Here is a 21,216-nt window from a genome sequence, read left to right on the forward strand (position 1 = left end):
CGCGCCATGGGCAGCGTCGGGCACGTGGGGGTCGACGACTACGCGCTGGCACGGGTGCCGGCGGAGCAGCGGTACTCCTGGTGGACGGTCGCTGTGCAGCGGTTCGGCCAGGTGTCGGCGTTGAGCCAGTTCCTGTTGGGCTCGACGGTCGGGTTCGGCATGACGTTCTGGGGTGCGTTCTGGGCGTTCACGCTGGGGTCGGTGGTGTTGGAGCTGGTGTCCATCGGGGTCGGGGTGATCGGCGCGCGCGAGGGGCTGCAGACCTCGGTGCTGACCCGGTGGACGGGGTTCGGGCAGGGCGGCAGCGCGCTGATCGGGGTGGCCATCGGGGTCAGCCTGATCGGCTGGTTCGGCGTGCAGTCCGCGGTGTCGGCGGAGGGCCTGGTCAGGCTGATCGGGGTGCTGCCGGTGTGGGCGTGGGCGCTGGTGTTCGGGCTGGCGGTGACGTTCATCGTGCTGTGGGGGTTCGCCTCCATGAAGTGGGTGGCGTACCTGACGGTGCCGGCGTTCCTGGTGCTGGTGGGCTGGTCCATGTCTCGCGGGCTGCTGTCACATCCGATCGGGCAGCTGGTGGCCTCCGCCCCGGCGGGTCCGTCCATGTCGCTGCTGGAGGGCACCACACTGGTGGCCGGCGGGTTCATCGTGGGCGCCGTGATCACCCCGGACATGACCAGGTTCAACCGCGGCGCCGCCGACGTGGTGAAGCAGACGGTGCTGGGCTTCACCGTCGGGGAGTACCTGATCGGGCTGTCCGGGGTGCTGCTGGCGCACGCCGTCAGGTCCGACGACGTGATCACGATCGTGACGTCGTCGGTGGGCTGGGTCGGCACGCTGGTGATCATCCTGGGCACGTTGAAGATCAACGACTGGAACCTCTACAGCTCCGGGCTGGGCGTGGTGAACTTCGTGTCCACCGTGTTCGGCAGGCGGGTGGACCGGGCGCTGGCCACGCTGCTGCTCGGCGTGGTGGGCAGCCTGCTCGCCGCCGGCGGCATCCTGGAGCGGTTCACCGGGTTCCTGACGCTGCTGGGCGTCTCCTTCCCGCCGATCGCCGGGATCATGGTCGCGGAGTACTTCGTGGTCAAGCGCTGGCGCCCGGAGCTGGAGCGCAGCCGCGCGGCCGGGACGCTGCCCGAGTCGGCGCCGACCTGGGTGCCGGCCACGCTGGTCATCTGGGTGGGCGCGGCGCTGCTGGGCGGGCTGGTGGACTGGGGCCTGCCGAGCATCAACTCGCTGGTCGCGGCGTTCGTGGCCTACGTCGCGGCCGGGAAGCTGGGGCTGCTGCGCGGCTTCGGGACCAGCCCCACGGTGTCGAGTGAGCTGCAACCTGTTCGCGACTGAAGGAGTCTTATGCGCATCGGTATCGATGTCGGAGGTACCAACACCGACGCCGTCCTGATGGACTCGGCGGAGCCGGATCGGGTGCTGGCGGCGGTGAAGGCGGCCACCACGGCGGACGTCACCTCCGGCATCGTGGCCGCGCTGGACGGGCTGCAGCGCCAGCATGCGTTCGACCCGGCGGCGGTGCGGGCCGTGATGATCGGCACCACGCACTTCATCAACGCGCTGGTGGAGGCGCGGCGGTTGGCTCCGACGGCGGCGCTGCGGCTGGGGCTGCCCGCGACGGCGTCGCTGCCGCCGATGGTGGACTGGCCGTCGCGGCTGGTGGAGGCGATCCACGGGCGGGCGTACCTGGCGCACGGCGGGCACGAGTTCGACGGGCGGCACATCTCCCCGCTGGACGCCGGCGAGCTGCGCCGCCACGCCGCCGACATGGCCGCGCACGGGGTGCGCTCGGTCGCGGTGTCGTCGGTGTTCTCGCCGGTCAACGACGAGTTCGAGGTGCGGGCGGCGGAGATCCTGGCCGAGGAGCTGGGGCCGGAGCTGCCGGTGTCGCTGTCGCACGAGATCGGCCGGGTCGGGCTGCTGGAGCGGGAGAACGCCACGATCATCAACGCCGCGCTGCGCGAGCTGGCGGCGAACATCGTGGACGCACTGGCCTCCTCGGTGGCCGGGCACGGCATCACCGCGCCGCTGTACCTGAGCCAGAACGACGGCACGCTGATGGACGTCGGCTACGCGCGGCGGTACCCGGTCGCGACGTTCGCGTCCGGGCCGACGAACTCGATGCGCGGCGCGGCGGTGCTGTCCGGGTTGTCCACCTGCGCGGTCGTCGACGTGGGGGGTACGACGACGGACGTGGGCGTGCTGACCGGAGGTTTCCCGCGCGAGGCCACGGTGGAGGTGAGCGTGGCCGGGATCCGCACGAACTTCCGGATGCCGGACGTGCTGAGCATCGGGTTGGGCGGCGGCAGCCTGGTGCGCGGCTCACAAGCCGACCTGACGGTGGGGCCGGACTCGGTGGGGTATCGGCTCACCGAGCGGGCGCTGGTGTTCGGCGGGGACACGCTGACGGCCACCGACATCGCGGTGGCGGCCGGGCGCGCGGACATCGGCGATCGTGCGCGGGTGAGCGACCTGCCGCCCGACGTGGTGCGCGCCGCGCTGGAGCGGATCGCGGCGGACGTGGCGGACACGGTGGACCGGATGCGGATCTCCGCCGACCCGCTGCCGGTGGTCGCGGTGGGCGGCGGGTCGGTGCTGCTGCCCGACGAGTTCCCCGGGCTCGGCGCGGTGAACCGGCCGGAGCACTTCGCGGTGGCCAACGCCATCGGCGCCGCGATCGCGCAGGTCGGCGGCGAGGTGGACAGGGTGTTCGCGATCGAGCCGGGGCACCGCGACGCCGCCGTCGACCAGGCGCGGCAGGAGGCGGTGGACCGGGCGGTGGTGGCCGGCGCGGACCCGGCCACCGTGGAGATCGTGGACTTCGACGAGGTGCCCATCCCCTACCTGCCGGGCAACGCCACCAGGATCCGCTGCAAGGCCGTCGGCGACCTGCGCATCGAACAGGGCACGGCCGTCTCCGGGCAGGCCCGATGACCGAGGAGAACATGATCGCCGCCGAGGACGTCGAGGCCCTGGCCAGGGGCGCGGCGGTGCTCGGCACCGGGGGCGGCGGCGACCCGTACGTGGGCCGGCTGCTCGCCGAGCAGGCGCTGCGCGAGCACGGCCCGATCCACCTGGTACCGCCGTCGAAGCTGGACGACGACGCCCGCGTGTTCCCGATCGCCATGATGGGCGCGCCCACGGTCATGGTGGAGAAGACGCCGTCCGTACACCTGATCGGCGCCGCCGTGACCGCCCTCGCCGACCACCTCGGCGTCACCCCCACCCACCTGGCCTGCATCGAGGCCGGCGGCATCAACTCGACGATCCCGCTGGTCGCCGCCGCGCAGCTGGACCTGCCGCTGGTGGACGGGGACGGCATGGGGCGGGCGTTCCCCGAGCTGCAGATGGTGCTGCCCACGCTGGTCGGCGTCTCCTGCTCGCCGATGTCGATCGCCGACGAGAAGGGCAACGTCGGCATGCTGCACACCATCGACAACCACTGGTCGGAGGCGCTGGCCCGGTCGGTGACGATCACGATGGGCTGCTCGGCGATCATCTCCAACTACATGCTGACCGGCGCGCAGGCCCGCGACTCGCTGGTGGCCGGCACGCTGAGCCTGTGCCGGCGGCTCGGCGAGCGGATCGCGGCGGTCAGGGCCGAACACGGCGACCCGGTGGCGGCGGCCGCCGACGAGCTGGGCGGGCGGCTGCTGCACGTGGGCAAGGTGACCGACGTGGCCCGCCGCACCACCACCGGCTTCGCGCGCGGCGACGCGATGGTCACCGGCCCGGACGGGGTGCTGGAGCTGCGCTTCCAGAACGAGCACCTGGTCGCGCTGCGCGACGGCGAGCCGCTGGTCACCACGCCGGACCTGATCATCGTCCTGGATACCGAGAGCGGCGAGCCGGTGACCACCGAGGCGCTGCGCTTCGGCCACCGGGTCAGCGTGATCGGCGCGCCGGCCGACGAGCGCTGGCACTCCCCGGAGGGGCTGGAGCTGGTCGGGCCGAGGTACTTCGGCTACTCGATCGACCCGGTACGGGTGTGGGGGACGCGATGAGCTGGATGCTGCGACCGGAGGACCTGCCCGACCTGGCGCGCGGGGCCGCGCTCCTGGGCACCGGGGGCGGCGGCGACCCGCACATCGGCCGGCTGATGGTGGCCGAGGCGATGAGGCGGCACGGGCCGGTCACGGTGCTCGACCCCGACGAGGTGGCGGACGGCTCGTTCGTGATCCCGACCGCCATGATGGGCGCGCCCACCGTCATGGTGGAGAAGATCCCGCGCGGCGACGAGGCGGTGCTGTCGCTGCGCGCGCTGGAGCGCCACCTGGGCCGCACGGCGGACGCCACCATGCCGATCGAGTGCGGCGGCATCAACTCGATGATCCCGCTGGTGGTGGCCGCCACGACCGGGCTGCCGGTGGTGGACGCGGACGGCATGGGCCGGGCGTTCCCCGAGCTGCAGATGGAGACGTTCGGGGTCTACGGCGTGCCCGGCTCGCCGATGGTGGTCAGTGGCGACCACGGCGAGTCGGTGCTGATCGACACCGGCGCGGACAACCGCCGGATGGAGTGGCTGGCGCGCGGGGCGACCATCCGGATGGGCGGCGCGGCGCTGATCGCCGAGTACGCGATGAGCGGCGCCGAGGTCAAACGGACGGCCGTACCGAACACGCTGTCGCTCGGCCTCACGCTCGGCAGGGCCATCCGGGAGGCCCGCGAGCAGCTGCGCGACCCGATCTCCGCGCTGGCCGAGGCGCTGGCCCCGACCCTGTACGCGCACCTGCGGGTGCTGTTCGCCGGCAAGGTCACCGACGTGGAGCGGCGCACGGTGGACGGCTTCGCCCGGGGCCGCGCCCGGTTCACCTCGTTCGACGGCGGCTCCACGCTGCGCACCGAGTTCCAGAACGAGAACCTGGTCGCCGAGGTGGACGGCGAGGTCGTCTGCATCGTGCCGGACCTGATCTGCGTGCTCGAGGCCGAGTCCGCCGAGCCGATCACCGCCGAGTCGTTACGGTACGGCCAGCGGGTGGTCGTCGTCGGGATCTCGACACCGGAGATCATGCGCACGCCGGAGGCGTTGGCTACGTTCGGGCCGTCGTGCTTCGGCCTGGACCGGCCGTTCCTTCCGGTCGAGGCCGAGGCTCGTGAGTGGCGGGTGTGGCTGTAGCTCGTCACTCACGGCATCGGAGGTGAGTGTGAGGCTGCGGCCCGAGGACGTGGACGCGTTCGTCGTGGGCCTGGCGCTGCTCGGTTCGGGCGGTGGCGGTGACGCGCTGCCCTACCGGCAGGCGCTGCGCACCGCGCTGCCCGCCGACGGGCTGGAGCTGCACGACCCGGCCGCGCTCGGCGACGGGCCGGTGCTGCCGGTGGGCATGATCGGCGCCACCCGGATGTACGCCGAGAAGCTGCCGGGCGGGCAGGAGATCCCGCGCGCGGTGCGGGCGCTGGCCCGCTGGACGGGGGTCGAGCCGGTCGCGGTGATGCCGTACGAGGGCGCCGGGCTGAACGGAGCGCTGGCCACCATGGCCGCCGCGCAGCTCGGGTTGCCGCTGGTCGACGCCGACCTGATGGGCCGCGCGCTGCCCCGGCTGGACCAGATCAGCCGTGCGGTGGAGGGCGGCGCCGTCACGCCGTTCGCGATGTGCGACCCGGGCGGGCAGACGGTCCTGGTCGACTCCGTGGACCCGGTCGGGCTGGAGCGCACCGCGCGGGCGTTCGTCGCGCACGGCGGCGGCTGGGCCGGGACGGCGATGGTGGCGGAGCCGGCGCGGGCGCTCGGGCGCACGGCCTGTGTCGGCACCCTGGGGCGGGCGCTGCGGGTGGGGCGGGCGCACCTGGGGCTGCCCGAGAAGGCCGCGCCGGAGCACGTCGCCGAGGTGCTCGGCGGGCGGCTGCTCGGCACCGGTCGGGTGGCCGACATCAGCCGGCAGCGCTCGGCGTCGTTCGGGCGGGCCAGCATCACCGTGCTCGCGGCCAGGGCCGGCCGGGACGGAGCGGGCGGCGCGGTGCTGCGGCTGGAGGCGGAGAACGAGTACCTGCTGGTGCTGTGCGACGGCGAGCCGGCGGCCAGCTGCCCGGACCTGCTGTGCGTGCTGGACCGGCGGACGGCCACGCCGATCGCGGTGGACTCGCTGCGTCCCGGCGACGACGTGATGGTGCTGGCGCTGCCGGGCCCGCCGTGGTGGCGGGAGTCGCGGCGGCGGCTGCGGCGGGTCGGGCCGCGCGCGTTCGGGCTGGGCTGCGACCCGGTGCTGCTGCCCTCCGGTGCTGGCGCGGGCGACCCGGTGGCGGTGGCGCCGTGACCGGCGAGGGCGGGGTGCGGCTGCGCGCGCTGCTCGGGCACCCGGACTGGTCGCGGGTCGGCGTGCTGGCCGGGGTGGACCCGGTGGATCCGACGGTGCGCGCGGTGGTCGCGGTGCCCGACCTGGCCGCCGAGCCCAAGGACATGGCCGGCGCGCTGTTCGCCGTGGTGCTGTCCGCGCCCCGGGAGGACTGGCACCTGGACGCGCTGCTGCGGCGGGCCGGCGCGGCGCGGGTGGCCGCCGTGCTCCTGCCCGGCACCGCGCCGCTGCAGCCGGCCAGCCACGCGCTCGCGGCCAGGATCGGGCTGCCCGTGCTCGGCGCCGAGGACCCGCTGGCCGCCACGCTCGCCGCCGCCCGACTGATCCACCAGCCCGACCTGGTGGTGGCCGACCTGGTGGCGCGCACGGTGGCCGCCTGCGCGAGCTCGAGGGACACCGGCGTCGACGCCCTGGTCGCCGAGCTGGCCCGGGTGTGGCGCCGCCCGGTGTGGCTGCTCGACGCGGCGGACCGGGTGGTGGCCGGGCCGGAACCGGGGCCGTCCGGGACCGACGTGCGCCAGCTGCCGGTGGGCGCCGACGTGCCGGGCGCGCGGCTGGCGGCCGAGGTACCGACCGGGGTGCCCGCCGAGGCCGCGTCGGTGACCGCCGCGCTCGCCGTCGCGGTGCAGGCGGTGGGCCGGCGGCTGGCCGGGCAGCGGCTGGCGGTGGAACGCGACGCGCGGCTGCGGATGGCGCTGCTGGCCGAGATCGTCGCGCACGGCGGCGAGCTGCCGGCCGGCACCCGGCGGCGGGCCATCGACGCGGGCTGGCAGCTGGAGGGCTGGCACGTCGGGGTCCGCATCGACGCGCCCGGCACGGTCGACCCGGTGGCGACCCGGCCGCACGTGCTGCGCGCCGCGGACTCGGCCGGGCTGCGGGCGGTGGTGGTGGAGCAGGGCTCCGGCTGGGGGCTGTGGTCCACGTTCGACCAGCGGCCCGGGCCGGCCGAGCTGCAGCGGCACGCCTCGGCGGCGCGGGCGGCGCACTGGGAGCTGCGCGCGTCGCTGTCCACGTCGATGGGCGTCGGGCGGGCGCACCACGGGGTGTCCGGGCTGGCCCGCACCCTCGGTGAGGCCGGCGACGCCGCGCGGCTGGCCGCCGGCCGCTCCACCGGCGGGCACTTCGTGCACGTCGACCGGATGGGCCTTGGCCAGATGCTGCTGGCCTGGACCGGCACCGACACGTTCCTGCCGGCGGCCACGTCACTGCTCGAACCGCTGCGCGGCCAGCCCGGCGACCTGCTGGTGACGCTGCGCGCGTTCCTGGACGCCGAGTCCTCGCTGACCGAGACAGCCGCCGTGCTCGGCGTGCACCGCAACACCGTGGCCGCCCGTATCGCCCGGGTCCGTGACCTGCTCGGCGTCGAGCTCACCGACCCCGACGAGCGGCTGGCGCTGCACCTGGCCTGCCGAGGCGTGACCCTGCACGGCTGACACCGTGCTCGGGCCGGTACGCCCGGCTAGCCGGCCCGGCTCACCGGCAGCGTGGTGAACTCGTCCCCATCCTGGTCGACGGCGGGAAAGTTCAGGACCGGCACGGCCGCGAGGCGCTCGCGGGCCAGCTCCTCCAGCGCCGCCGGCAGGCTCGCGCGCGGCGCGCCGTGCAGGTCGGCGCGGCACCTGCGCACGACCTGGGTGATCGTCCACAGCCCGTGCAGCGGTTCGAACTCGCGGAACAGCCTTTCGACGACATCCGCGTAAGAGTCGGGCTCGGTGGTCATGTGCAACGACCTGACTTCGCCGGTCGACCGGCGAGAACATCAAAATCCCGATCCGGCGCATCGAAGAAGCGCTCTCGGTATCAAGGCGTCTTCCACCATACACATCCGAGCCCCCGCGACCGGCCCCTTCGGCCGAGGCGGCCCCAGGACCGGCTCCCGCTCAGGCCTGGCCCAGGCGGGCGGGCAGGGCGGCGAGCGGGTACTGGCGCCAGAAGAAGGCGTCGGCGGCGTGCTGGTCGCCCGCGAAGTTGACCGCCTCGACGATGGTGCCTGCGTTGATGCGGAAGGCCAGCGCCCAGGTCATGTCCAGGCCGGCCGGGGTCGTGCTCCAGCCCCGGTGCAGGTCGACGACCCAGTCCCGGTCGGCTGCCAGGAAGATCGTCTCGGCCTTGAAGCCCGCACGGGCGAGCTGGCCGAAGAAGGCGAGCACCTCGTCGACGCCGCGCTTGGTGCCGGCCAGCGGGTGGTGGCCGGGGATCGTCCAGCTGATGTCCGGGGCGAAGAACCGCCGCAGCGCGCCCAGGTCGCCGGACGCGTACGCCTGGTAGTAGCGGCGGATCAGCTCCAGGTTCGGATGGTCCTGACCGGGCGGCGAGGCTGGCACGGCGGCCGCGACACCGGCACCGCACGCCGTCAACGCCGTCGCGACCCCGGCCACGGAAAGTCCGCGCAGCAGGTCGGCACGGCTGAGCTGTCCGGGCATGGCTCCCCTTTCGGATCCGGCCCGCTCACGGGCCCCGCCGTCCACGATCACGCCGGCGACGCTCGACGTCCAAGACCTGCCGTGATAACCAATGGTTATGGACGTGCACCTGCGGGAGCTGCGGTACTTCCTCGCGGTCGCCGACCATCTGCACTTCACCAGGGCCGCGCGCGCCCTCTACGTCAGCCAGCCGGCGCTGTCCAAGCAGATCAGGGCGCTGGAGGCGCGGCTGCGCACGCCGCTGTTCGTGCGGGACCGGCACGGCGTGCGGCTCACCGGAGCCGGCGAGGCGCTGGTCCCGCACGCCCGTACCGTCCTGGCGGCCTGGAACGAGGCCGAGGCCGGGATGGCCGCCGCCGTGGCGCGGCAGCGGGCGACGCTGGTGGTCGGGATCAGCACCGGGCTGGGGCGCGGGCTGCTGCCGTCCGTGCGGACCCACCTGGCCGAGACCGCGCCGGGCACCGAGCTGCGGGTGCGCCAGGTCGGCTGGGACGACCCCACCGGCGGGCTGGCCGCCGAGCAACCCGACCGGGTCGACGCCGCGTTCGTCTGGCTGCCGCTGCCCGACCCCGACCGCTACCGCTGGCTGGAGGTCGTCACCGAGCCCCGGCTGGTCGCCATGTCCGCCGCGCACCCGCTGGCCGCCCGCGACGACCTGCACATCCGCGACGTGCTCGACGAACCGTTCCTGGCGCTGCCGGCCAGCAGCGGCGAGCTGCGCGACTACTGGCTGGCCACCGATGCGCGCGGCGGCCGGACCCCGGTGATCGGCGCGGAGATCGCCGGCATCGAGGAGACGGTGGAGGCGCTCGTCGCCGGGCTCGGGCTGTGCCTGCTGTCCGCCGGCAACGCCCCGCTGATCGCCCGCGACGGGGTGGCGATCCGGCCGATCAACGGCATCGGCCCCAGCCACCTGGTGCTGGCCTGGCGCCGCGACGACGACCGCGCCCTGCTGCGCCGCCTGCGCGACGCGGTCGCCGAGGCCAGGCCCGGTTAGCGCACGCCCACCCGCCAGACCGCGTCCCCGGCGTCGTCGGCGACGAGCAGCCCGCCGGCCCGGTCCGTGATGACCCCGACCGGCCGCCCGTACGTCTCACCGGATCCGGCGTCGGGCTTGAAGCCGGTCAGGAAGTCCTCCGGCGGGCCGGCGGGCATGCCGTCGCGGAACGGCACGTACACCACCTTGAACCCGACCGAGTAGCCCCGGTTCCAGGAGCCGTGCTCCCCGATGAACGCCCCGCCCCGGTACCGCTCGGGGAACGCGGTGCCGTCGTAGAAGCTCAACCCGAGCGCGGCGACGTGCGCGCCGAGCGCATAGTCCGGGCGCTGCGCCCTGGCCACCAGGTCCGGGCGTTGCGGCTGCACCCGGTCGTCCACGTGCTGCCCCCAGTAGCTCCACGGCCAGCCGTAGAAGTCCCCGTCGCGCGCCCGGGTCAGGTAGTCCGGGGCGACGTCGTCGCCGAGCAGGTCGCGCTCGTTCGCCACCGTCCACAGCACCCCGGACACCGGCTCGACAGCCAGCCCGTTCGGGTTCCTGATCCCGGACGCGCGCACCCGCTCCCCCGTACCGTCCGGGTTGATCTCCAGCACGCCCGCGCGGCGGACCTCGTTGTCCAGCCCGTTCTCCCCGACGTTGCTGCCGGATCCCACCGTGACGTACAGCTTCGTACCGTCCCGGCTGGCCAGGATGTTGCGGGTCCAGTGGTTGTTGTAGCCGCCGGCCGGCAGCGGCAGGATCTTCTCCCCGGCGGCCGTGACCCGGGTCTGGCCCGGTTGGTAGGGATAACGCCACACGCCGTCGGTGTTGCCGACGTAGAGCGTCTCGCCCAGCAGCGCCATGCCGAAGGGCTGGTTCAGGTTCTCCAGGAACGGGGTGCGGACGTCGGCGACGCCGTCACCGTTCGTGTCCCGCAGCAGGGTGATCCGGTTCGCGCTCGCCCCGCGCCCGGAGCCGTCGTTGCGCCGCAGCCAGTTGAACAGCCGCCTGATCGGCGACCCGTCGGCACTGCGCAGCGTGTCGGACTCCGCGACGAGCACGTCGCCGTTCGGCAGCGCGTGGAGCCAGCGCGGGTGGTCCAGCCCGCCGGCGAACCTGGTTACCGCGAACCCCGGTGGCGCGGTCGGCGTCCGCCCCTGTGGCCACCCCACCACGTTCGCCGGGTTCGTGGTCGGGATCAGCGGCGCGTCCGGCGCCGCGAGCCTCGGGTCGGCGCCCAGCCCCGCCGGGTCCGGCGGATCCCCGCTCGGGTTCGTGACCGTGTACGCCACCGCCCCGACCAGTGCGAACACCACCAGCACCGCCGCCAGCACGATCCGCCGCCACCGCGGCCACCGCCGCCCGGCCGACCGCCGGGGCATCCGCTCAACAGACACGACCCACGCCCTTCTCCACGAGAACGGATAGTCAAACTATCGATAGTGAGACTATCCGTGTCCGCGAGCGTGACCGTCAAGCGGTTACTCGACTTCGGCCGGCTACCAGGTCACCGGGAGCGTCGTCACCCCGTAGACGATGGAGAACGGCCGGTAGGACAGCTCGCCGGACGGCACCGCGAGCCGCAGCGACGGGAACCGGCGCAGCAGCGCGGGGTAGGCGATGGCCATCTCGCGGCGGGCCAACTGCGCGCCGACACAGTGGTGGATGCCGTACCCGAAGGCGACGTGCGGCGCCACCGACCGCCCCGGGTCGACCTTCTCCATCTCGGACCCGAGCTCCGGGTCGCGGTTCGCCCCGGACAGCGAGCACACCACCATGTCGCCGGCCCCGACCTTCTGGCCGCCGATCTCGGTGTCGTGCCTGGCGAACCGGGGGAACGCCACCTGCACCACCGAGATGTAGCGCAGCAGCTCGTCGACCAGCGGGCCGACCCGGTCCGGGTCGAGGGCGGCCGCGTGCAGCTCCGGGTCCTCCAGCAGCATCACGGTGCCCAGCGCGAGCATGCTCGCCGTGGTGTCATGCCCGCCGGTGAGCAGCCCGTCGGCCAGGCCGGCCAGCTCGCGGTCGGTCAGGTTGTCGCCGTGCTCGCGCACCAGGTGGCCGAGCAGCCCGTCGCCGGGCTGCGCCCGCTGCCGGGCCACCAGCCCGCCGAGGTACTCAACGGCCTCGTTGACGGCGTCGATCCCGCCGCCCAGCGCGCCGAGGGAGATCTCGAAGCGGTTGTTGCTGATCCGCTGGAAGTCGGCCCGCTCGTCGTCCGGAACGCCGAGCAGCTCGCAGATCACCAGCGCCGGGATCGGCATCGCGAACGTGCCGACCAGGTCGACCTGGTCGCTGGAGCCGCGCGCGGCGACCATGTCGTCCAGACACCCCTCGACCACCTCGGTGATCCGGGGCTCCAGCGCGCGCAGCCGCTTGGCGGTGAACTCGGGCATCAGCATCCGGCGCAGCCGGGTGTGCTTCGGCGGGTCGGACATGCCGAGCCCGCCGGGGTCCTGGTCCTCGCTCGGGCCGCCGGCCCCGGCCAGGTTGGCGAAGTCGTTGCTGAACGTCTCGGCGTCGCCGAGCACGGAACGGACCTCGCGGTAGCCGGTGACCAGCCACGCGGTGGGCCCGTTCGGGATGACCAGCGGGCTGACCGGCTGCTCGGCCCGCAGGGCGGCCAGCTCTGGTACCGGGTCGAGCCCATGCCGGAGGAACTGCACCAGGGTCAAGGTCGTCTCGGACATCACCCCGGATAGTCGCTCATTCGGTCGACCGGGTTCCCATCGGGGCCGGAGATTATTCATTGACTTCGTCAGTAAACTCTTTGACATCGTCAACGAAAAGAGAGGAGCAGGCGCGATGACCCCTTCAGCCGAGCCGAGGGAGGACCGGGTGGCCCAGGTCCGCGCGTTCAACCGCTTCTACACACGGGTGATCGGCGTGCTGCGCGCCGGCCTGCTCGGCTCGCCGTACTCGCTGGCCGAGGTGCGGGTGCTCTACGAGCTGGACCAGCGCCCCGAGAACGGCATCGAGGGCAGCGAGCTGCGCCGGCTGCTGGACCTCGACGCCGGCTACCTGAGCCGGATCCTGACCAGGTTCGACACCAACGGGCTGGTCCGCAGGCAGACCTACCGGGGCGACGCCCGCCGCCAGCTCATCCGGCTCACCGAGGCCGGCCGCGTCGCGTTCGCCGCGCTGGACAAACGCCAGGTCGAGTCCGTACGGGAGATGCTCGCACCGCTGTCCACCGAACAGCAGGCGACCCTGGCCGAGGCGATGTCGACCATCGAACGGACCCTGACCGGCAAGCCCGCCGATCGCGCGTTCGTGCTGCGCGCGCCCGAGCCCGGCGACCTGGGTTGGGTGGTGGCCAGGCACGGCGCCCTCTACGCCGACGAGTTCGGCTGGGACGCCACCTTCGAGGCGCTGGTGGCGCGCATCGTGGCCGACTACGCCGACAAGCACGACCCGGCGCGCGAGGCCGTCTGGATCGCCGAGGTGAACGGGCGGCCGGCGGGCTCGGTGTTCTGCGTCACCGACGCCGACGACCCGACCGGGCGCACCGCGCGGCTGCGGCTGCTGCTGGTCGAGCCGACCGCGCGCGGGATGGGCATCGGCGACCGGCTCGTGGAGGAGTGCATCCGGTTCGCCCGCCGCGCCGGGTACTCCCGGATCACGCTGTGGACGAACTCGGTGCTGCACGCCGCGCGGCGGATCTACGAGCGCGCCGGGTTCACCCTGGACGAGGAGCGCGCGTACCGGGGCTTCGGCCACGACCTGGTCGGCCAGGACTGGTCACGCCCACTCTGATCCCCCTGTGGCCCGAGAGACAGCCCGGACGGGAGTTTTGTCGGGCGCTCACTCGTTTCGTCGGTTGGGTGAAAGTTACTCTTCGCAGTGAACCGACGGCCGTCGACACGCGTGTTAGCTCAATGGAGTGGCATGACGGCCCCGTGGAACCGCGCCGTGAGTGACTCTCCGGGGAACGCCGCCGGCGTTCCTCTGCGCCAGACGTGTGAGAGAGACCCGGGTGAGAGCAGTGCTGGACGCGATCCGGAAGCGGTCGACGGTTCGGGCGTTGACCGCGCTGGCGGTCACCCTGTTGCTGTCCGGCGCGCTGCTCCTGGTCGACGCGTTCGACGCTCCCCCGGCCTCCGCTCACGAGAACTCGCTGGCCAGCAGCGAGCCGCCGGCCAGCGCGACGGTGTCGCACCCGCCGAGCCGGGTGATGCTGAACTTCAGGTGGCCGGTCCGCCCCGAGTCGGCCGAGGTCACCGTGATCGGGCCGGACGGGACGACGCAGTGGCAGCACGGCACCGCCGAGGTGACCGACCGCTCGATCGGCGTGGTGCTTCGCCCGCTCGAACCCGCCGGCCGGTACGAGGTGCGTTACCAGGGCATGAGCGGCTGGGGCCGCCCGTTCCACGGCGCCGTGGCGTTCACCCTGGCCGAACCGGTGTCGGCCGAACCGGCGGCCGGCGGCTCCTCCGGCACCGGGCTGCCGCTGGTCTGGATCGTGGGCGTGGTGCTGCTGACCGCCGCGGCGACTACGGTCGGGGTACGACTCGGGCGCACGCTGCCGTAGCCGAGCCCTGACCCGCACCAGAACGCCCCGGAGGAAACACCAGGATGGACTACGTCAAGCTGGGCTCGACCGGCCTGGACGTCTCCCGGATCTGCCTGGGCTGCATGAGCTTCGGCCAGCCCGACCGGGGCACCCACCCCTGGTCGCTGGACGAGGAGCGCAGCCGGCCGCTGATCCGCCAGGCCATCGAGGCCGGCATCAACTTCTTCGACACCGCGAACGTCTACTCCGCCGGCTCCAGCGAGGAGATCGTCGGCCGCGCGCTGCGCGACTTCGCCGACCGCGACGACATCGTCCTGGCGACCAAGCTGAACGGGCGGATGCGCCCGGGTCCGAACGGGGCCGGGCTGTCGCGCAAGGCGGTGTTCGCCGAGATCGACCACAGCCTGCGCCGGCTGGGCACCGACTACGTGGACCTCTACCAGATCCACCGCTGGGACCCGGCGGTGCCGATCGAGGAGACCCTGGAGGCGCTGCACGACGTGGTCAAGGCCGGCAAGGCCCGCTACATCGGCGCGTCCTCGATGTGGGCCTGGCAGTTCGCCACTGCGCTGCACACCTCCGAGCGGGGCGGCTGGACGCGGTTCGTGACCATGCAGAACCACTACAACCTGATCTACCGCGAGGAGGAGCGGGAGATGCTCCCGCTGTGCGCCGACCGCGGCGTCGGGGTGATCCCGTGGAGCCCGCTGGCCCGCGGCCGCCTGACCAGGGACTGGGACGCCGCCACCGCCCGCACCGAGACCGACGAGTTCGGCCGCACGCTCTACGTGGACTCCGACCGCGACATCGTGTCCAAGGTCGCCGAGATCGCCACCGCCCGAGGCGTACCCCGCGCCCAGGTAGCCCTCGCCTGGCTCCTGAACAACCCCACCGTGACCGCCCCCATCGTCGGCGCCACCCGCCCCGAGCACATCTCCGACGCCGTCGCCGCCCTCGACCTGACCCTGACCACCGCCGAAACCGACCAACTAGAAAAGCCGTACACCCCCCACCAGGTCGCGGGGTTCTAGCCCGTACCCGTGAGTGGCTAGGGGTGCTATGGCACCCCTAGCCACTCACGGGTTATCCACAGGCGGCCGGTGATGTGGCTACGCGGAGTCCGTAGATCGGTCACTGTTGAGGTATGTCCAGGCCTCGCCACCCGATCCCCCGTCAAGTCGTGGCTTCTCGACGTCCGGAGTGGCTGCGGACGATCGCCGATCAGCACGGGCTCGTGGAGGTCCGGCAGTTGACGGCGTTCATGTTCACCGCCGACGCCATCAAGGCGAACGTGCGGGCCGGCCGCTGGCGGGCGATCGCGCCGAGGGTGTATGCCACCTTCACCGGGCCGCTTCCCCGGGAGTCACGGATCGCGGCCGCCCTGCTCTACGCCGGCCCGATGGCGGTACTGAGCCATTGCACCGCGGCCGAGGAATGGGGGATGCGGCCGCCGTCGTCCGGGCCGGTGCATGTCACGGTGCCGTACAACTGCTCGGCGATCTCGCAGCCTCCGCTGGTCATGGTGCATCGCTCGCGCGCGTTCCGGCACATTGCGGTGGACGGACGACCGCCGTTGACCAATCGCGCGGACACCGTGATCGACCTTGCGGTCGCGGAGCCGACTCCCCGCGATGCGCAGCGGACGATCACCGAGATGGTCACGGGTCGGCGGGTCGCGGCCGCCCAACTACGGGAGCGGCTTTTCGAACGTCCACCATGGCGGTATAAGCAACCGATCTTGGAGGCCGTGGACCGGCTGGAGACGGGCGTGCAGTCGATGCTCGAGGAGCGCTACGCGGTCGAGACCGAGGCGGCGCACGGTCTGCCTGAGGCGCGCCGCCAGCAGCCCGTGCTCGTAGACGACAAAACACTCGTCGAGGACGCCGTCTACGACCACCTCGGCATCCCGCTCACCGTGCGACTGGACGGACGTACACATCTGGAGCCGGACGTCGCATACCGGGATCGACGGCGCGACAACGCCGCCGAGCTCGCCGGACGCTCCCGCCTCGTCTTCGGCTGGCGCGAGCTATCCGAAAGCCCGTGCCAGGTTGCCGACGAGGTCGCGCACGTGCTCCACGAATACGGTTGGCACGGCCCGCTCCGACGCTGCCCGAAATGCCCAGGTCAGGACCCGTGAGTGGCTAGGGGTGCCAGAGCACCCCTAGCCACTCACGGGTTAGCGGCCGGCGGCGTAGCCCTGGGAGCCTCGGGGGTTGGCGGCGGCCACCAGGTGGTCGGACTCGCGGAGTACGGCGGAGAGGCGGCCGAGGCTCCACGGGTCGGACTCGACGATGCGGTGGCCTCGGCGGCGGAGTTCGGTGAGTACGGACGGGGGGAAGCGGGACTCGACGGTGAGCTGGCCGGGGTTCGACGCGCGCGGGTAGAACGAGCTCGGGAAGTGCCCGGAGTGCATGGCGGGGGCCTCGATCGCGGCCTGCGGACCCAGGCCACCGTGCACCATGGCCAGGAAGAAGTGCAGGCTCCACTGGTCCTGCTGGTCGCCGCCCGGGGTGCCGAACGCCATCCACGGCTCGCCGTCGCGCAGCGCCATGCTCGGCGACAGCGTGGTGCGCGGGCGCGCGCCGGGGCGCAGCGAGTTCGGCAGGCCGTCCTCGATGGCGAACATCTGGCCCCGGGTGCCCAGCGGGAAGCCCAGCTCCGGCAGCACCGGCGAGCTCTGCAGCCAGCCGCCGCTCGGCGTGGCGGAGACCATGTTCCCTGCCGAGTCGACGACGTCGAGGTGGCAGGTGTCCCCGTTGACCCGGCCGTCCGGGCCGGTGACCGGCTCGCCGACCCCGGCGGAGGACGCGAGCGTCGGCTCCCCGGCGCCGGGCAGGGTCATCCCGAGCCCGGCCATGCCCAGCGCGCCCACGCCGGCCAGCGCCTCCCCCACCGGAGAGAGCGCGAACCGGGGCAGCCGGGGCGCTCGGTCGCCGAGGTGGCCGGGGCGCAGCTCCAGGCTGGCCTCCGGGCCGATCAGCGAGCGCCGCGCGGCGGTGTACTCCGGGGCGAGCAGGAGCGCGAGCGTGTCCGGGTGCGCGGAGTCGCCGTACCACGCCTCCCGGTCGGCGAACGCGAGCTTGGTGGACTCGATCACGGCGTGCAGGTAGTCGGGCGTGCCGTAGGCGTCCAGGTCGAGCCCGTCGAGCAGCGCGAGCTGCTGGCCGAACGCCGGTCCCTGGCCCCACACCCCGGTCTTGAGCACCTGGTAGCGCCCGGCGTAGTCGAACACCGCCGGCGCCTCCACGGTCGGCTCCCAACCGGCCATGTCGTCGGCGGTGAGCAGCCCGCCGTGCTCGCGGCCGGAGGTGTCCAGCCAGTGCGTGTCCGCGCAGAACCGGCCGATCTCCTCGGCCACCCAGCCTCGGTACCAGATGTCCCTGGCCGCCCGCAGCTGTGCCTCCCGGGAGCCGCCGGCGCGGGTCGCCTCCTCCACGATGCGCCGGTACGTCCGCCCCAGCGCCGGGTTGCGCAGCCGGCCGCCCGCCCGGGGCGGCGCGCCGCCGGACAGCCACACCGCCGCCGAGGTCGGCCAGTGCTTGACAAACAGCTCGGAGACCTCGGCGATGGTGTCGACGATCCTGGGCAGCGCCGGGAAGCCGGACTCACAGAAGCCGATCGCGTAGTCCAGGACGTCGGCCAGCGACCAGGTCCCCCACCGCTCGACCAGCAGCGTCCACGCCCCGAACGAGCCGGGCACCGTCGCGGCCAGCGGCCCGGTCCCCGGCACCAGCTCCAGGCCCAGCTCGCGGAACTTCGCCACCGACGCGGCGGCCGGCGCCACGCCCTGCCCGCACAGCACCTGTGCGCCGCCCGCGGCCGCGTCCCAGAGCAGCATCGGCACCTCGCCGGCCGGGCCGTTCATGTGCGGCTCGACCACCTGCAGGACGAACCCGCCGGCGGCCGCCGCGTCGAACGCGTTGCCGCCGCGCTCCAGCACGCTCATCGCCGTCGCGGTGGCCAGGTAGTGGGTGGAGGCGGCCATCCCGAAGTGGCCGACTAACTCGGGGCGAGGAGGAGTCACGGCATACACCATACGATCGGACCCCGTCTCGCGCCCGGTGTCACGACGCGTCAGGATGTCCGGAACGGACGTTCAGTCACAGACCTCGGGAGGTTCAGTGGGCGAGAGCAGGGTGGCCATCGTGACCGGCGCGGCGCGCGGCATCGGGGCCGCCACGGCGCAACGGCTGGCCAAGGACGGGCACGCCGTGGCCGTGCTCGACCTGGACGAGTCGAGCTGCGCGGACACCGTCACCCGGATCACCAAGGACGGCGGCCACGCGCTGGCGGTCGGCGCGGACGTGAGCGACGCCGACGCGGTCAACGCCGCCGTCGAGCGGATCGCCGAGGTGCTCGGCCCACCCACGATCCTGGTCAACAACGCCGGCGTGACCAGGGACAACCTGCTTTTCAGGATGACCGAGGCGGACTGGGACACGGTGATGGGCGTGCACCTGCGCGGCTCGTTCCTGATGACCAGGGCGGCGCAGAAGCACATGGTCGCGGCCAAGTGGGGCCGGATCGTGAACCTGTCCAGCACGTCCGCGCTGGGCAACCGGGGGCAGGCGAACTACTCGACGGCCAAGGCGGGCCTGCAGGGCTTCACCCGGACGCTGTCGGTCGAGCTGGGCCAGTTCGGCATCACCGCGAACGCCATCGCGCCCGGGTTCATCGCCACCGAGATGACCCGCGCCACCGCCGAGCGGGTCGGGGTGTCCTGGGAGGACTTCCAGCAGGGCGCCGCCGCGCAGATCCCGGTGCGCCGGGTCGGGCAGCCCGAGGACATCGCCAACACGGTGTCCTTCCTCACCAGCGAGGAGTCCGGGTTCGTGTCCGGCCAGGTGATCTACGTGTCGGGCGGTCCGGGGCGGCGCTGACGCGCCAGAACCGGTTCGGCCAGGTGAGCGCGGCGGTGGCCAGCGCGAGCAGGACGGTGCCGGCCAGCGCGGCGGCGAACGCGAGCGGGTACGAGCCGGTGCCGAGCACCTGGTAGAAGACGGCGCCGAGCACGGCCAGCCCGGTCGCGCCCGCGGCCTGCTGCACGGTGTTCAGCGTTCCGGACGCGGCGCCCACGTGATCGGCGGGCACGCCGGCGAGCACCTGCCCGGTCAGCGGCGCCAGCACCATGCCCATGCCGAGGCCGGTGACCAGCAGGGTCGCCACCAGTGACCAGGTCGCCGGCCCGGCGCCCGCCAACACCGCGGCAGCCAGCCCCGCCTGACCGACCGCCCAGAGCAGCGCGCCGAGCGTCAGCGCCCGCCGCCCCAGCGCCCTGGCCAGCGGCCCACCCAGCGCCGAGGACACCGCGAACCCGGCGCCCAGCGGCACGAACAGCAGGCCGGACTCCAGCGCCGAGCGGTGCAGGCCGTCCTGCAGGTACACCGCGAAGGTCAGGAAGAACGCGGCCTGGGCGCCGTGGAAGGCGGCGGCGGTGAGCACCCCGGTGCGGTAGGACGCACGCGCGAACGTCGACAGCTCGATCAGCGACGAACCCCGCCGGGCACGACGCCGGCGCTGCTGGACGAGAAGGACGACGAACAGCGCCACCGAGCCCGCCAGGCAGGCCCACGCCCACGCCGGCCAGCCGCGCTGCCGCCCCTCCACCAGCGGCACCAACAGCGCCACCAGCGTCGACCCGACCAGGACGGCGCCCACCGGGTCCAGCGCCGCCGGCCGCGCCGACCGGGACGCCGGCAGCGCCCGAGGCCCGACCAGCAGGGCCAGCGCCGTGACCGGCACGTTGATCAGGAACGCGTTCCGCCAGCCCATCCCGAGCAGGTCGGCGGTGGTCAGCCAGCCGCCGAGCAGCTGCCCGCCGATGGCCGCGGTGCTCAGCGCCAGCCCGTACAGCGTGAACGCCCGCACCCGACGCCGCCCCTGGTACGACGTACTGATCAGGGCCAGCACCTGCGGCATGACCAGCGCCGCCGCCAGCCCCTGCGCGACCCGCCAGCCGACCAGGCCCGCCGCCGTCGAGGCCAGCCCGCAGGCCAGCGAGGTCAGCCCGAACAGCGCCATCCCGCACAGGTAGACCCGCCGCCGCCCGTACCTGTCCCCCAGCCGCCCGCCCGTGATCAGGCCGGCGGCGTAGGCCGTCGCGTACCCCGCGACGAACAGCTGGACCTGGGCATCGCTCGCGTCCAGCTCGCGCTGGGCGGACGGCGCGACCGTGTTGATGATGAAGAAGTCCAGCGTGGCCACGAAGGCGCCGAGCAGCGTCACCGGCAGCGCCAACCTATTTACGTACATGTACGTAAACTAGCCTGAGGGTCAACCTGATAGGACTGTGCCGATGAGCACGCCAGCGCCTAAAGCCAGGGCCAGGGCCAGGGCCGGCCGCCCCAGCCGGGTGTCACGGCCGGAGATCGTGGCCGTGGCCAGGCGGATCCTCGCCGAGGACGGGCTGGCGGCGCTGAGCATGCGGCGGGTCGCCAAGGAGCTCGGCGTGGCGCCGATGACGCTGTACAACCACGTCGAGGACAAGGACGACCTGCTGCTCGGCGTCATCTACGAGTTCGCGTCCGACTGGGAGCGCCCGCAACTGCCCGAGCAGCCAAAGGAACGGCTCATCGCCGTGGTCGTCTACATGCACGACCGGCTGGCCGAGCGCCCCTGGATGGTGGAGGTGCTGCTGGCCGGCGACCTGGTCGGCCACTACGCGCTGTGGATGACCGAGACGATCATCTCCTCGGCCGTCGCCTGCGGGCTGTCCACCGAGGCCGCCGTGCTGGCGTACCGCTCGCTGTGGCACTACGTGGCGGGCGAGCTGATGACCGCGATCGCGGCCGAACGCAGGTCCGCGAGCAGCGACCGGCCGCACTACTTCGCCGGCCTGCTCGCCGGCCTCGACCCGGCCACCCACCCGACGCTGGCCGCGCTGGGACCCGGGTACCTGGAGATCACCCGCGGCTACGACTTCGCGGCCGGCGTGCGGGCCTTTGTCGACGGATTGCTGAGCGCCACGCACGACGGGTGACGCACGTCCCACCGGCGGGTCGGCAT

The 21,216-nt window shown here is 73.3% G+C and carries 19 protein-coding genes; 13 read left to right on the forward strand and 6 right to left on the reverse strand.

Annotated elements, in window-relative coordinates; genetic code table 11:
• Window positions 1-6 precede the first annotated feature (6 nt).
• The 6 genes from N912_RS0129165 to N912_RS0129190 are packed head-to-tail and all read left to right on the forward strand — an operon-like array spanning window position 7 to window position 7,729.
• The gene (locus N912_RS0129165; RefSeq protein ID WP_028925165.1) at window positions 7-1,341 is read left to right on the forward strand and encodes a purine-cytosine permease family protein; all 1,335 of its coding nucleotides are present in this window, start codon (window positions 7-9) and stop codon (window positions 1,339-1,341) included.
• A gap of 9 nt (window positions 1,342-1,350) precedes the next feature.
• On the forward strand, window positions 1,351-2,940 hold the full coding sequence (locus N912_RS0129170; RefSeq protein ID WP_028925166.1) for a hydantoinase/oxoprolinase N-terminal domain-containing protein: 1,590 nt from the start codon (window positions 1,351-1,353) through the stop codon (window positions 2,938-2,940).
• Window positions 2,937-4,010 (forward strand): S-methyl thiohydantoin desulfurase family protein, encoded by a 1,074-nt coding sequence (locus N912_RS0129175; RefSeq protein ID WP_028925167.1) that lies wholly within the window; start codon window positions 2,937-2,939, stop codon window positions 4,008-4,010. The genes N912_RS0129170 and N912_RS0129175 overlap by 4 nt, the downstream gene beginning before the upstream one ends.
• The gene (locus N912_RS0129180) at window positions 4,007-5,122 is read left to right on the forward strand and encodes an S-methyl thiohydantoin desulfurase family protein (protein ID WP_028925168.1); all 1,116 of its coding nucleotides are present in this window, start codon (window positions 4,007-4,009) and stop codon (window positions 5,120-5,122) included. Before N912_RS0129175 ends, N912_RS0129180 begins: the two co-directional genes overlap by 4 nt.
• Window positions 5,123-5,144: 22 nt before the next feature.
• Window positions 5,145-6,257: a DUF917 domain-containing protein gene (locus N912_RS55430; RefSeq protein WP_169747973.1), complete on the forward strand. Its 1,113-nt coding sequence runs from the start codon at window positions 5,145-5,147 to the stop codon at window positions 6,255-6,257.
• Window positions 6,254-7,729 (forward strand): PucR family transcriptional regulator, encoded by a 1,476-nt coding sequence (locus tag N912_RS0129190; RefSeq protein WP_051580953.1) that lies wholly within the window; start codon window positions 6,254-6,256, stop codon window positions 7,727-7,729. The genes N912_RS55430 and N912_RS0129190 overlap by 4 nt, the downstream gene beginning before the upstream one ends.
• Window positions 7,730-7,755: 26 nt before the next feature.
• Here N912_RS0129190 and N912_RS55435 read toward each other — a convergent pair whose 3' ends face one another.
• Complete coding sequence (locus N912_RS55435; RefSeq protein WP_051580954.1) at window positions 7,756-8,016, reverse strand: hypothetical protein; 261 nt, start codon at window positions 8,014-8,016, stop codon at window positions 7,756-7,758.
• Window positions 8,017-8,176: 160 nt separating this feature from the next.
• A complete protein-coding gene (locus tag N912_RS0129200; RefSeq protein WP_028925170.1) occupies window positions 8,177-8,719 on the reverse strand; it encodes a nuclear transport factor 2 family protein in 543 nt (180 codons plus the stop codon).
• Window positions 8,720-8,816: 97 nt separating this feature from the next.
• Between N912_RS0129200 and N912_RS0129205 the strand changes: the two genes are divergently transcribed.
• Window positions 8,817-9,716: a LysR family transcriptional regulator gene (locus N912_RS0129205; protein WP_211261428.1), complete on the forward strand. Its 900-nt coding sequence runs from the start codon at window positions 8,817-8,819 to the stop codon at window positions 9,714-9,716.
• On the opposite strand, the gene N912_RS0129210 is transcribed toward N912_RS0129205, so the two are convergent.
• Both N912_RS0129210 and N912_RS0129215 read right to left on the reverse strand, forming a co-directional pair.
• The gene (locus tag N912_RS0129210; RefSeq protein ID WP_211261429.1) at window positions 9,713-11,092 is read right to left on the reverse strand and encodes a PQQ-dependent sugar dehydrogenase; all 1,380 of its coding nucleotides are present in this window, start codon (window positions 11,090-11,092) and stop codon (window positions 9,713-9,715) included. The two genes, N912_RS0129205 and N912_RS0129210, sit on opposite strands and share 4 nt — an antisense overlap.
• 102 nt (window positions 11,093-11,194) lie before the next feature.
• On the reverse strand, window positions 11,195-12,385 hold the full coding sequence (locus N912_RS0129215; RefSeq protein WP_037067151.1) for a cytochrome P450: 1,191 nt from the start codon (window positions 12,383-12,385) through the stop codon (window positions 11,195-11,197).
• Window positions 12,386-12,500: 115 nt separating this feature from the next.
• On the opposite strand from N912_RS0129215, the gene N912_RS0129220 reads away from it, so the two are divergent.
• The 4 genes from N912_RS0129220 (at window position 12,501) to N912_RS0129235 (ending at window position 16,348) form a co-directional block, all read left to right on the forward strand.
• Window positions 12,501-13,451 (forward strand): bifunctional helix-turn-helix transcriptional regulator/GNAT family N-acetyltransferase, encoded by a 951-nt coding sequence (locus N912_RS0129220; RefSeq protein ID WP_028925174.1) that lies wholly within the window; start codon window positions 12,501-12,503, stop codon window positions 13,449-13,451.
• A 220-nt stretch (window positions 13,452-13,671) separates the two neighbouring features.
• A complete protein-coding gene (locus N912_RS55440; protein ID WP_156994131.1) occupies window positions 13,672-14,226 on the forward strand; it encodes a copper resistance CopC family protein in 555 nt (184 codons plus the stop codon).
• A 44-nt stretch (window positions 14,227-14,270) separates the two neighbouring features.
• Window positions 14,271-15,239, forward strand: coding sequence for an aldo/keto reductase (locus tag N912_RS0129230; RefSeq protein WP_028925175.1), 969 nt, complete (start codon window positions 14,271-14,273; stop codon window positions 15,237-15,239).
• Between the two features lie 203 nt (window positions 15,240-15,442).
• The gene (locus N912_RS0129235) at window positions 15,443-16,348 is read left to right on the forward strand and encodes a hypothetical protein (protein ID WP_245645469.1); all 906 of its coding nucleotides are present in this window, start codon (window positions 15,443-15,445) and stop codon (window positions 16,346-16,348) included.
• Between the two features lie 39 nt (window positions 16,349-16,387).
• Here the strand turns inward: N912_RS0129235 and N912_RS0129240 are convergent, their stop codons facing one another.
• Window positions 16,388-18,235 (reverse strand): gamma-glutamyltransferase family protein, encoded by a 1,848-nt coding sequence (locus N912_RS0129240; protein WP_169747974.1) that lies wholly within the window; start codon window positions 18,233-18,235, stop codon window positions 16,388-16,390.
• A gap of 97 nt (window positions 18,236-18,332) precedes the next feature.
• Between N912_RS0129240 and fabG the strand changes: the two genes are divergently transcribed.
• Window positions 18,333-19,091, forward strand: coding sequence for a 3-oxoacyl-ACP reductase FabG (fabG, locus tag N912_RS0129245; RefSeq protein ID WP_028925178.1), 759 nt, complete (start codon window positions 18,333-18,335; stop codon window positions 19,089-19,091).
• On the opposite strand, the gene N912_RS55445 is transcribed toward fabG, so the two are convergent.
• Window positions 19,021-20,463 (reverse strand): MFS transporter, encoded by a 1,443-nt coding sequence (locus N912_RS55445; RefSeq protein ID WP_084211315.1) that lies wholly within the window; start codon window positions 20,461-20,463, stop codon window positions 19,021-19,023. The two genes, fabG and N912_RS55445, sit on opposite strands and share 71 nt — an antisense overlap.
• 43 nt (window positions 20,464-20,506) lie before the next feature.
• On the opposite strand from N912_RS55445, the gene N912_RS0129255 reads away from it, so the two are divergent.
• The gene (locus tag N912_RS0129255; RefSeq protein WP_028925179.1) at window positions 20,507-21,190 is read left to right on the forward strand and encodes a TetR/AcrR family transcriptional regulator; all 684 of its coding nucleotides are present in this window, start codon (window positions 20,507-20,509) and stop codon (window positions 21,188-21,190) included.
• Window positions 21,191-21,216: the final 26 nt, after the last annotated feature.

It is taken from the genome of Actinospineispora acaciae DSM 45401 (genome assembly GCF_000620785.1).
Lineage (GTDB): Bacteria > Actinomycetota > Actinomycetes > Mycobacteriales > Pseudonocardiaceae > Pseudonocardia > Pseudonocardia acaciae.